Genomic DNA, 11,676 nt, shown 5'->3' with positions numbered 1-11,676 from the left:
GGAGGATGCTGTGCGTCTCGGTGAGCGCACCTTCAGCGGTCTGCACGACCGAGATGCCGTCCTGGGTGTTGCGGACGGCGACCTTCAGGCCACCGATCTGGGACCGGAGTCCCTCGGAGATGGCCAGGCCGGCCGCGTCGTCGGCAGCGCGGTTGATCCGGAAACCGGACGAGAGCTTCTCCAGCGACTTGCTCATCTGGCCGTCGGTGACGGACAGGTTGCGGTACGCGTTGAGCGCCGCGATGTTGTTGTTGACGCGCAGACCCATGATGTTCCTCCTTGGATGGGGTCTTTCTGGATGTCCCGCTGCATCCGTGCTGCGGGGTTGTGGTCTCCACTGCTGATTACGGCGTGGGGTGTCTCTTCTTGAGGCGAACCAGGTACTTTTTCGCCTCGTTTCACCCGGTCGGCGACCCGTCCGGGCAGGTTCAGGCGGGTTGCGCCGCCGTCCCTCGGCCGGTCATCGGCCACCCGGAACGCTGGCGGGGCAGGCGAGCAGGGATCGGTGATCGCCCCGCCACGCGCTCGACGTAGGACTTCTGCTGGTTGCGCGCGCGAACCCCGCCGTCGGCCGGCACGGCCTTGCCCTCCCACACCTCGCTCATCGCGGCGTGCAGCAGGGTCAGTGCCCGAGCTCGCATCTGCGAGACCCGCGACAGGGTGACGCCGAGGTCGTTGGCGATGTCCGTCAGTGATTCGTCACCGAAGAAATTGCGCTCGACGACCTCGTCGAGCCGGTCAGGCAGGGCACGGATCGCGTCGTGCAGGTAGCGGGCCCGCTCGCCGCGGAGGACGGCCCGCTCCGGGGACTCGCCGGTGTCGGGCAGGTCGAGCGACGTGCCGTCTCCGCCGGCCTCGGCGTCGATGCTGACCATCACCGCGCGGTGGACGTCGACCTGGAGGTTGTCCAGCTCGCTGCGCGGGACGCCGAGGCTCGCGGCCAGTTCCTCGCGGGACGGCGGCCGGCCCAGGGAGATGGTGAGCGCGTCCGCGGCGGCGTCGCTGCGCCGGGCGGCGGCGCGCACCGAGCGGCTCGCCCAGTCACCCGAGCGCAGCTCGTCGAGGACGGCGCCCTGCAGGCGGGCCAGGGCGTAGGTGGCGAACGAGGCGCCGGCCGAGGGGTCGAACCGCTTGGCGACCTCGACGAGGGCCACGTGCGCACAGGAGAGCAGGTCCTCTCGGCTGACGTGGCCGGGCAGGGAGATGCGGGCGGCGACTGCGTTGACCGCGAACGACGCCAGGGGCAGATGTTCGGTCACGAGCGCGTCGACCTCGTCCTGCGTGCGCACCCGACTGGCGTGGGGCGCGCGGCCGGACCGGTTCCGTTCGGCGTGCGACCGGTCATGGGTGGGCCGCTGTCGTTGATCCGTAGGTCGCTGACGCTCGTCCATGGGTCGCTGGCGCGATGGGCGTTCGGTCGCCAATGCACGGGCTGGGCTCACGTTCCTTCTTCTCGGCGGACCCAGGCGTGCATCGCACCGCCCTCGGCACATTTCCTCCGGAACTTGAGCGCGGAGTTGGGGCTTCGGCTTGAGGGCCGTCCGCGGGGTGCCGATGGCAGCTCGACGAGACCCCCCGGCACGACCGGACGGGCGGGATACGGAGACAGACGACGGAAGGGCGGTGGACACGTGGACTACCAGCACCTGTCGACGTTGCTGTGGCGGGAGCAGGAGCTCCTGGACCTGCTGCTGTTCAAGGCCGAGGAGAAGCAGTACCTGATCCTCACGGGCAAGACCCGGTGGCTGGCGCGCATCGCCCACGAGATCGAGGTCGTCCTCGACCAGCTGCGCACCCTCGAGGTGGAGCGCGCCGCGGCCACGGAGGCCATCGCCGTCAAGCTCGGTCTGGGCGCCAACCCGTCGCTCCGGCAGGTGGCCGACGCGGCCCCCGCGCCGTGGAACGACCTGTTCGGGAAGCACCACGAGTCGCTGCTGGTCCTGGTCACCGACCTGCGCAGCCTCTCCGACGCCAACCGGGAGCTGATCGAGGGCGGCCTCGCCGCGATCGGCGACGCGCTGCTGACGGTGAAGACTCCGTCCGCCGGCACCTACGGGGCCACCGGCCGTGCGGCCGACGGCTCGCACCGCGCCGTCACCCTGGACGGTGCCCTGTGAACGAGCTCGCGGGTTCACCGATGAACACCGGAGCCCTGCGCACGCAGCCGACGAGCGCCGGCGAGGAGTCCACGTGAGCACGTTCTCGAGCCTCAACGCGGCGACGACCGCCCTCTGGGCGCAGCGCCGGGCCCTCGACGTCACCGGCCAGAACATCGCCAACGTCAACACCGAGGGGTACTCCCGCCAGCGGGTCGACCTGCAGGCCATCGGCGGCAGCGTCACCCCGGCCTTCTACTCCACCAGTCCCGGCATCGGCGCCGGTGTCAGCGCCGACGACGTCACGCGGATCCGGGACGCCTTCCTGGAGGGCCGCGGGCACATCGAGCACGCCAACGGCGCCCGCCTGACCGCCGAGACCGACGCCTACGAGCTGGTCGAGCAGGCTTTTCGCGAGCCGAGTGACACCGGCATCCAGAGCCTGCTGGCCGACATGTGGAAGGGCTGGCAGGACGTCGCCAACAACCCGAAGGAGCCGGCGGCGCGCGGGCAGGTCCTGAAGCAGCTCGAGACGCTGGTGGGCGGCCTGCACTTCAGCCAGGCCGCGCTGGGCGCCCAGTGGGGCCAGACGCGGGAGAACCTCGACGTGCTCGTCAAGGACGTCAACGCGAGCGCGGTGACGATCGCGCAGCTCAACAAGGCGATCAAGGGCGCGACCCAGAGCGGGCTGCCCGCCAACGACCTCGCCGACCAGCGCGACCTGCTCATCATGAAGCTCGCCGACCAGGTCGGCGCCACCGTGCGACCCGGGCAGGACGGCGCCGTCGACGTGATCGTGGGGGGCATGTCGCTCGTCTCCGGGACGCAGGCCAGCGAGTTCGCCGTCATGGGACCGACCGACCCCGACCTGATCACGGCCACGGACAAGCCCCGGATCGTCACGGCGACCGGGGGCTTCACGGTGACGCCCAGCGGCACCGCCGGTGGTCAGCTGAACTCGCTGAACACGATCATCCCGTCCTACCGGGCCCAGATGGACACGTTCGCCCAGGACCTCGCCGCGAGCCTCAACGGGGCGCACACGACCGGGTACGACCTCGCGGGAAACCCCGGTGGCCCGCTCCTCGGGTCCTCCGGTGGGCCGCTCACCGCGGAGTCGCTCAAGGTCATGATCACCGACCCGACGCTGGTCGCCGCGTCGTCGGTCCCCCCGATCGCGGGGGTCCCGGCGCTCGACAACGGCAACGCCGACAAGATCGCCCAGCTCCGTCTCTCGACGACGGGGACCGACGCCCAGTACCGCAAGATGATCGTCGAACTGGGTGTCCAGTCCGCGGTGTCGCAACGCAACCTCGGCATCCAGGGCGTCATCAGCACCCAGGTGGACGCCGCCCGCGAGTCGGTGTCCGGTGTCAACCTCGACGAGGAGATGACCAACATGCTGTCCTTCCAGCACGCCTACTCCGCGGCAGGCCGCATGGTCACCGCGATCGACGAGACGCTCGACGTGCTGATCAACCGCACCGGTCTCGTGGGGCGGTGATCTGAGTGCGGATCACCCAGCGCGCGGTCACGCTCACCAGCCTCCAAGGGCTCAACCGCAACCTCGACGCCGTCGCCAAGCTGCAGCACCAGCTCACCTCCGGCCGGCTCATCAACGCGCCGTCGGATTCGCCGACCGGCGCCAACCGGGCGATGCAGACCCGCTCCGAGATGGCCAGCGTCGCCCAGGAGGCGCGCAACATCACCGACGGCGGGAACTGGCTGGACCAGACCGACTCCACGCTGCAGAACATGCTCGACGTCACGCGCAAGGTCCGCGACCTCACGGTGCAGGGCCTGAACAGCGGCTCGTCGTCCGAGGCGAGTCAGAAGGCCCTGGCCACGGAGGTCGCGTCGCTGCGCGAGGGCCTGCTCACGCTGGCCAACACGAACATCCAGGGTCGCCCCCTGTTCGGCGGGGTGACGCCGGGGCAGAAGGCCTACGACGTCACGGGCGCCTACGTCGGGCTGGCCGGTCCGCCGGTCACCCGCCGGGTGTCCGAGACCGAGGTCCTGCGGGTCGACCTCACCGGGCCCGAGGCCTTCGGCACGCCGGGGAACGACCTGTTCGCCGTCGTCGACCGGATCGCCACGGACCTCCTCGCCGACCCGGCGGCGCTCGAGACCCACCTCGCCGACCTGGACGTGGTCATGCAGGGCATGTACACCGCGGTCGCCGACGTCGGTGCCCGGGCCAAGCGGATCGACGGTCTCGCCCAGATCAACGCCGACCGGGCGCTCACCCTGGAGTCCCTGCTGGCCGAGACCGAGAACGTCGACCTGCCGAACACCATCATGAAGCTGCAGATGCAGCAGGTCGGGTACGAAGCCGCGCTGCAGGCCACGGCCAAGGCGATCTCGCCGACGCTCATGGACTACCTCCGCTGATGACCACGTCCCTGCTCATGCCGTCGCCGGCGCCCGCGACGCGGCCGGCTCCCGCGCATGCCCCCGCGCGGACGCCGGCCGCGGTGCGGCCGTTGACGCTGGCCGAGCCGCTGCCCGGGTTCCCCGGTCACCGGGACTACGTCCTCGTCCCCGCCGAGGACGGCGGCCGGCTGTTCTGGCTGCAGTCGATGGCCCCCGACGGTCCCCGGTTCCTCACCGGTCGGGCGGACTTCTTCTTCCGGGACTACGCACCGGTGCTGCCCGGTGGCGTCCGCGAGGAGCTCGGCCTGCAGGACGGTGCGGATGCGGAGCTGTACTGCATCCTGACCGTGCCGGACGGGGACGTCGCCGCGGCGACGGCGAACCTCCGGGCCCCGGTGGTCGTGCACCCGGCGACGTGCCGGGCACGGCAGGTCGTGCTTCAGGACGGCGCTCATCCGATCAGGCGGCCACTGCGTGGGTAGCGACTGCCGATAACTCACTGCAGAGCGGCTGTGGCATCGTGCAGCCGGCTCGACATGCTCCACCCGCCCGCTCGTCGGGCACGCCAAGGACGGCCACCACCACGCACCCATGGAGGGGTACTCGTGCTCACACTCACCCGCAGCGTCGGCGAGACGATCCGCATCGGCGACGACATCGAGGTGCACGTCGTCGAGGTCCGGGGCGGCACCGTCCGGCTCGGTTTCAAGGCTCCCCGCGAGGTCGCGATCCACCGCGAGGAGGTCTACCGGCAGATCGCCGAGGCGAACCTGCTGGCCGCCCAGGTCACGGCCGACAGTCTCGGCGCGCTGGCCGCGTTCGCGCCGTCCGCGACCGCGGGCGAGGCCGCGGCGGACACGGCAGAGGACACGTCCACCTGACATATCTGCATGGCCGGAGCGCCAGGGTTTTCAGCAGACTGTGCCAGCGTGTCGTCGCCTGAGTCGCGCACCCCGTCGACACGGGCAACTTCTGCCGAAGAAGTGCACCGGAACTGCGTATGACACGGCGAGTGTTGTGGGCTCGGTTGCCGAGGCGATAGGGCAGATTCCTCCCCAAGCAAGTGACAGGGGGCGATCAGCATGGAACGCAGTGCAATCAACGCAGTGGCGCTCGACGGACAGGCCATCGAGCAGACCGAGCCGGAGACCGTGGTCGTCCACGTCCAGCTCCGGCCGCGTCGTGGCGCGACCCGCAAGTGCCTCGCCGCCCTCGCGACCCTCGCCGCGGAGCACGAGGAGGTCTCCTTCGCCGTCACCGGGCTGAGCAAGGACGACCGGGTGGTCCGCGTGACCGTCGGCGTCGACCTCGGGCCGCGCACCGCCGTCGCCAAGTTCTCCCCTCAGGCGCAGGCCGCCTACGCGTTCGTCAGCGCGATCTTCGCGTCGCTGTACGACCACATGCCGGTCTACACCGCCGAGCCCAGCGGCGCGGAGCGCGCCGCCGCCGCCGTCCTGCTGGAGCAGGCGGCCCACGGCGTCTCGGCCGCCGACGTGCTGGAGGGTCTGCCCCTGTCGGGCGGCTCGCCGGTGCCGGCCCCGCGCATGCCGGGTCAGGGCGAACGCATCCCGGCCTGACGGCCTCTCCCGAGCAACTTCCGGGTCTCCTTCCCCGAGACCCTCCTTCCCCGTAGTGCCCAGGAGTACCGGTGTCCGATTGCGTTTCAACCTCCGTGTCCACCACCACCGACTACCGCAACCGCGTCCGTCAGCCGCTCGTCTTCGGCGGCATCCCGGAGGCCGAAGGATGGGCGCTGGCGCCCATCACCCCCCGCGACCGCGTCCACTTCCGCGTCGACCGTGAGCTGCCGCTCGAGGAGTTCCGCGACGACCTCCCCGACGGGGTGACCGTCAGCTACGACCAGGGCGACGGGCTCTACCGCGTCGACGGTGCCTGCGGCTCGGCCTCGGTGCTGGCCGACTGGATCCGCGCCTGGGCCGCCCGGCACGGGTCCACCACGGTCGGGCTGCGCGCCGAGACCGACGTCCGCCGCCGCGCGCCGCGCGACCTGCCGGCGGACTTCCTGAACGACCTGTGCCGGCACTACGGGCCGGTCAGCCTCAAGCGCCTGCAGCGCAACATGAGCACGATCCGCCTGCACCTGCCCGACCCGGACGACCTCGGTCAGCAGGTGTACGAGTGGGTGCTCAAGGCCGTCAGCCAGTACGACGAGACCAAGGGCGTCCCCTTCGGCGCCTTCCTCGCCACCCAGCTGTCCAAGTGGGTGCACGATCTCGGCCGCAACGCCCACGGGCGGACGGCGGCCGACACCGAGCACAAGCAGCAGAAGGCGATCGCCGCGTTCATCGCCGAGCACCAGCGCCGTCCCAGCGAGAAGGAGCTGGCCGCCTACATGGGGCAGAGCGTCGCGACGCTGCGCCGGAACTCCCAGACCGTGGCGACGCTCAACGGCCTGCGCAACCTGCAGTCCCTGGACGGCGGTCCGGACGCGACGGAGATCCTGCTGCCGGACTCCTCGGAGGCGCCGGACGAGATCATGGGCGAGGCGGAGCAGACCCTGCTCTCGCACGCCCTGACCGCGGCCTGCGCGCCGGACCCCATGGCGCGGCGCGACCAGCGGGCCGGCCAGCCCAACGTGCTGGGCTGGGCGACCTGGTACCTCACCACCTGGGGCGGGCAGACGAAGACGCAGCTGTCGTCGGACCTGAACACCTCGGTGCGGAACATGAACGTCTACGCCGACCGGGTCGAGCAGGCGCTGAAGGTCCGCCTCGCCGAACTCGTCGACTGAACGACCGAAACCGCCATTCCGGCACCTCTTCGGAAGTGCCGAAATGGCGGTTCCGGTCGTTCATCGGCGCCAGGTCGCGAGGACGTCCTTCGCGACGACGCCCTCGCGCACGCGCTGCGGGTGGTCGCCGACCGGGATCGTCGCCAGCGTCTGCGCGGTCGCGTAGTCGATGACGACGACCGCGTCCTCGCCGCTGACCGACACCCAGCACGTCTCGCCCTCGGGTCCGTTGGTCGACCAGTACGGCTTGTCGCCCACCTCGACGAGCGAGTAGGCCTCGCTCTCGCGGTCGACGATCGCGGCGTAGCCGTCCATGGTCCCGGCGGCGCAGAGCATCGTCCCCGAGGCGTTCATCGTCATGCCGTGGTGCGCCGAGTCGAGCACGTACCGCTCGCGCGGCTCGCTGGTCCGCTTCGGCAGTTCCACCACGCGCCGGACGGCACCGACGGCCGGCTCGCCCTCGTACGTCGTCGTGGCACTCAGGTCCGCGGCCTGGGTGTCGAACTCGATCCAGCCGTGGAAGAACGAGACCTGCAGGTAGACGAAGCGCTCGTCGGGCGCCAGCGTCATCGGGCGGACGGCCGACGCCATGCCCGGGTAGCCGGCCTCTTCCAGCTCGCGGCCCATGTCCCAGCGGTGCTCGATGGACAGGTCGTCGGTGCGCACGGTCTGGAACCAGCGCGCGCCCTTGAGGGTGTCGTAGGGCTGGCGGACGACGGGCCGGTCGGTGGGCGTGTACACCCGGCCGATGCTGGCGTGGAACACCCGCTCGCCGTCGGCGGTGTAGTTGTTCTCGTGCGGGCTGTCCCCGCTGGCGAACTCCCCGGTCTTCGCGCCGGTGCGGATGTCGAGCTCATGCACCTTGTTCGCCGTCGAGTCGCTGACCAGCAGCCGCTCGCCGTCCGGGGAGACGCCCATGTGGTCGGACCGGTAACCGTCCATGGGAAAGCGCCACGCGACGGCGCCGGTCGCCAGGTCGATGCCCACGACGTCGGCGAAGCTGGGCCGGCTGACCGCCAGCAGCCGCCCGTCGCGCGTGGTGAACATGTCGTCGGTGTACTGCGCGTTGCCCTCGCCGATCGCGGCCCGGACGGCCAGGTAGAAGGCAAGCTTGTCGGGGGCGGCGACGATCTCGGCCATCCGCTGGGCCCGGTCGGGGATGGTGTCGATCGTCCGCAGCGGCTCGTACGTCCGCGGGTCGACGACGGTCGCGGTGCCGTCCCAGTTGTTGCCCACGAACATCACGTCCCGCGGCGCGGCCGAGTCCCCCGGCTTCCCCTGGGCGGACGAGGCGCCGGCGGTGACCACCGAGGTGGCCAGCGTGACGGCGAGTGCGACGGTGGCGGTGCGGCGCATGAGCAGGCCTCCTGGGAGCGGCTACGGATGGGCAACGCCCCAGTAGCGCAGGGGTTACGCGGGCGGACTCCGGGAGCGGACGGGAAAACGTCCGTGGACGGGTCGATCGGGGTGCCGCTCTGCCGATATCCACCTCGTGACACCACGGGGGAACGACGACCACGGCACCGGGCCCGCGGGCGTGGGGGTCCTCCTCCTCGACGCGGGCGGGCGCCCGTGACCGCCCTGCCGGCCGGCGTGCCGGGGTCGGAGGTCCTGGTGCCGCACTGGCTCGACGGGACCCACCGCACGCAGCTCGCGACCACGGTCCGCGCCGCCCTCACGAGCCGCCTGGTCCACCCGGTCGCCGCGATCCACCTCGAGGACGTGCTCACCGAACTGCACGTGGCAGCCGCCCGTGACGCTGTCTGGCCGGCCTCGGCCGCTCGGGTCCGCCGGGCGACCGGCTGGGACGACGACGTGCTCCCGGTCCGCCTCAGCGCCGCCGAGCTCGCCGGCGTCCTCGCCCTGACGTCCCTTCCCGACTCCGTCCGCGCCGTGCTCGGCGGGGGAGCGCTCACCTGATGGACGACCGGTTCGGCGGCGGTTCCGCCGGCCTCCTCCAGCGGTTGCGGGCACCCCGCATCGACGTCGCCGACCTCCGCGAGGTCGCCGACGCCGTGCTGCCGTCGCTGGCGACCACCCGACTCCGGCTGGACGTCGTCCAGCGGTCGGGCGCGGGTTCCCTCGTCGTCCTGGAGGAGGACGAGCGCCGGCTGCGCGTGCACCTCAGCGAGCTGGCCGACGACATGACCCGGGCGGGGGTCGCGCCGACGCCGGACGGCATCGCCGCCGCGCTGTCCTCGTGGGTCGCGCACCGCCCCGTGACCGACGTCGCCGCTGCGGCCGCCGGCACGGCGGTGCTCGACTGGAGCGACCGGAACAGGACGGCGGTGGGCTGGCGGGTCGTCGTCCGCCGCGGCGACCTGGCTCTGCCCTGGACGCCCTCACGGGAAGCCGGCGACGACGCGGTGCACCGCACCCGGTCGGCGGCCACGGGGCGCTCGCACGACGTACGCCTGGACCTCCGGGTCGAGGGACCCGTGGCCCTCTGGTCGCACCGGGACGTCGCCGTCCTGGCCACGGCCGCGCTGGTCGCCCCCGAGCAGATGCTGGCCGCGGCCGCGTCGGCGGGGCTGCTGTTCGACGACATGCACGTGGTCGTCACGCCGCACCGGCCGGTCGCCTGCGCGGGACCGGCGATCGCGGCCCGCCTCGCGGGGGAGACCCCCGAGGCCAGCGTCACGCTGCCGTGGCGTGGCGTCGTCGATCTCCCCTGGCTCTGAACCCGCTCAGGAGATGTAGCCGTACTCCCAGTGCCACGGCTCGGGCTTCTCGCCGCCCGGCGCCGCCCAGTCGGGCTGCACGAAACCGAAGCGCGGGGCGTTCGCCCACATCCAGTCCCACTGCGGGCTGCCGGCCACGTTGATGCCGCCGCACAGGTCGACCGCCAGTGCCCAGCCGTGGTTCGAGGTGCCCGGCACCGCGGCGAGCGCGGGCTTGCGCGCGAACGCGGACACCTGCGAGGCGTAGGACCGGTAGGAGTCGGTGATGCAGAGCCGGCTGCCGAACGCCGCCTGGAAGGCGTCGTCCATCAGCGAGTAGGACGCCGCGGCGTCGCACCGGAGGGCGTGGCGGTGCACGCCCAGCGCGCACAGCGCGTCACCCGGGATGCGGCCGTTGCTGAACCCGCCCCAGGACGGGTCCACCGTGCCCGGGGCCGGCGGGATGGCGCCGCAGTTCCCGATGCGGGCGTCCAGCGGCAGCGCCGCGTTGGGGGTGGCGGGCGCGGGCACCGTCACCCTCGTCGCCGTGGAGCCGGCCTCGACGGAGCGCACCGCCACCTGGTAGCTGCTCGCGGTGGAGCTGACGACGTCGCCGTTGCCGAGGTAGATGCCGACGTCCCGGCCGCCGGGGGCGAACACCAGGTCACCGATGTGCAGGTTCGCGAGCGGCACGGCGGCGCCGGTGGCCCACTGGTCCTGGGGCGTCGGGGGCACGGCGTACCCGGCCAGCAGCCAGGAGGCGGCGGTGAAGCCGCCGCAGTCGTAGGTGTCCGGACCCGAGGTGGCGGGCGCGAACGGCTTGCCGAGCTGGGAGAGCGCGGCGCTCACGGCCGCGACGGTCTCGGCGGGCAGGACGGTGACCGGCTTGTTGCCGATCACTGCCCAGGCGACGCCCGGCACCGGCTGTCCGCCGGCGTCCAGTGCGGGCGACAGGCCGGACGGCAGGTCCGTGAGGTCGGTGAGCTCGGCCGCGGGGGGCGGCTCGATGCCGGCGGCGGCCAGCTGGGCGAGGTACTCCTGCCAGCGCGCCATCGCCTGCTGGTTGCGCTCCTGCTGGACCCCGCTCGCGGGGATCGAGCCGAGCGCCGCCAGCCGGGCGGCCACCTCGGTGCTCAGCCCGTCGACCTCGGCGCGCACGGTGGCCAGGACGTCGGCCGCGCGCGCGGTCACGTCCGCGACGGCGGAGGAGGCTGCGGCGACCCTGCCGGTGGCGGCCTCGAGGACGTCGGCGCTCCGCTCGGCACGCACCACGGCGCTCTCGAGCGCGCGGTCGGCCTGATCGGCGAGCGCCTGGGAGAACAGCACGTCGGAGGTGGCCGAGGCGTCGCGGACGTCGAGGCCCAGCAGCGGATAGCGCTCGACCGGGGCCGAGGTGTAGAGGTCGGCGGCGGTCGATCCGACGACCGCCCGCTCCGTCGCGACCTGGGTGCGGGCGGCCTGCTCGGCGGTGCGCGCCTCCTGGAGCTGGGCCGTCCGCGCGGCGACCTCCTTCTCCAGCCGGCGGTACTCGCCCGCCCGCTCGAGCAGCGTGCCCTGCGCTGCCAGCGCGAGACTCGTGACGTCGACGCCGCCGCCCTGGTCGGCGTCGTTCCCACCGGACAGCACGAGGGACGCCGCGGCCGGTAGCAGCAGCGTGCTCATGGCCACCACGCCGAGGCGGGTGGACCACGACGACCCCGTTCGCGGGGCGGTCGCCCCCCCGGCCTTCGTGCGCCCGGCGTTCGCACGTGCCTTCGTGCGGGGAGCGGGGCGGCGGCCGGGGGCGGCCGGGGGC

11 protein-coding genes and 2 pseudogenes are annotated in these 11,676 nt (G+C 72.5%); 9 read left to right on the top strand and 4 right to left on the bottom strand.

Annotation, left to right across the window (positions count from 1 at the left end):
- Positions 1-268 (bottom strand): annotated as a pseudogene (locus tag E4P40_RS22730) (flagellin); the annotation flags it as partial.
- A 160-nt stretch (positions 269-428) separates the two neighbouring features.
- Positions 429-1,289 carry a sigma-70 family RNA polymerase sigma factor gene (locus tag E4P40_RS22725; protein WP_245160523.1) on the bottom strand — a complete coding sequence of 287 codons (861 nt, stop codon included), beginning with the start codon at positions 1,287-1,289 and terminating at the stop codon, positions 429-431.
- Between the two features lie 342 nt (positions 1,290-1,631).
- Between E4P40_RS22725 and E4P40_RS22720 the strand changes: the two genes are divergently transcribed.
- The 7 genes and pseudogenes from E4P40_RS22720 (at position 1,632) to E4P40_RS22690 (ending at position 7,221) form a co-directional block, all read left to right on the top strand.
- The gene (locus E4P40_RS22720; RefSeq protein WP_135160666.1) at positions 1,632-2,117 is read left to right on the top strand and encodes a flagellar protein FlgN; all 486 of its coding nucleotides are present in this window, start codon (positions 1,632-1,634) and stop codon (positions 2,115-2,117) included.
- A 73-nt stretch (positions 2,118-2,190) separates the two neighbouring features.
- Entirely contained in the window at positions 2,191-3,600 is a 1,410-nt protein-coding gene (flgK, locus tag E4P40_RS22715; RefSeq protein ID WP_135160665.1) for a flagellar hook-associated protein FlgK, read from the top strand.
- A gap of 5 nt (positions 3,601-3,605) precedes the next feature.
- Positions 3,606-4,487, top strand: a complete 882-nt coding sequence (gene flgL, locus E4P40_RS22710) for a flagellar hook-associated protein FlgL (protein WP_135160664.1) — start codon at positions 3,606-3,608, stop codon at positions 4,485-4,487.
- Complete coding sequence (locus E4P40_RS22705) at positions 4,487-4,951, top strand: flagellar assembly protein FliW (protein ID WP_245160522.1); 465 nt, start codon at positions 4,487-4,489, stop codon at positions 4,949-4,951. The genes flgL and E4P40_RS22705 overlap by 1 nt, the downstream gene beginning before the upstream one ends.
- A 123-nt stretch (positions 4,952-5,074) precedes the next feature.
- Positions 5,075-5,248 (top strand): annotated as a pseudogene (csrA, locus tag E4P40_RS29550) (carbon storage regulator CsrA); the annotation flags it as partial.
- Between the two features lie 303 nt (positions 5,249-5,551).
- A complete protein-coding gene (locus E4P40_RS22695; protein ID WP_135160662.1) occupies positions 5,552-6,046 on the top strand; it encodes a hypothetical protein in 495 nt (164 codons plus the stop codon).
- A gap of 95 nt (positions 6,047-6,141) precedes the next feature.
- A complete protein-coding gene (locus E4P40_RS22690; RefSeq protein WP_135160661.1) occupies positions 6,142-7,221 on the top strand; it encodes a flagellar biosynthesis protein FliA in 1,080 nt (359 codons plus the stop codon).
- A 60-nt stretch (positions 7,222-7,281) separates the two neighbouring features.
- Here E4P40_RS22690 and E4P40_RS22685 read toward each other — a convergent pair whose 3' ends face one another.
- Positions 7,282-8,577, bottom strand: a complete 1,296-nt coding sequence (locus tag E4P40_RS22685) for a serine/threonine protein kinase (protein ID WP_135160660.1) — start codon at positions 8,575-8,577, stop codon at positions 7,282-7,284.
- Between the two features lie 216 nt (positions 8,578-8,793).
- Between E4P40_RS22685 and E4P40_RS22680 the strand changes: the two genes are divergently transcribed.
- A complete protein-coding gene (locus E4P40_RS22680; RefSeq protein ID WP_135160659.1) occupies positions 8,794-9,141 on the top strand; it encodes a hypothetical protein in 348 nt (115 codons plus the stop codon).
- A complete protein-coding gene (locus E4P40_RS22675) occupies positions 9,141-9,902 on the top strand; it encodes a hypothetical protein (protein ID WP_135160658.1) in 762 nt (253 codons plus the stop codon). The genes E4P40_RS22680 and E4P40_RS22675 overlap by 1 nt, the downstream gene beginning before the upstream one ends.
- Positions 9,903-9,908: 6 nt before the next feature.
- Here E4P40_RS22675 and E4P40_RS22670 read toward each other — a convergent pair whose 3' ends face one another.
- Positions 9,909-11,543 carry an NlpC/P60 family protein gene (locus E4P40_RS22670; RefSeq protein WP_135160657.1) on the bottom strand — a complete coding sequence of 545 codons (1,635 nt, stop codon included), beginning with the start codon at positions 11,541-11,543 and terminating at the stop codon, positions 9,909-9,911.
- Positions 11,544-11,676: the final 133 nt, after the last annotated feature.

It is taken from the genome of Blastococcus sp. CT_GayMR20 (assembly GCF_004570345.1).
Note: the sequence above shows the minus strand (reverse complement) of the source record. Positions and strands in the feature narration are given on the sequence as shown.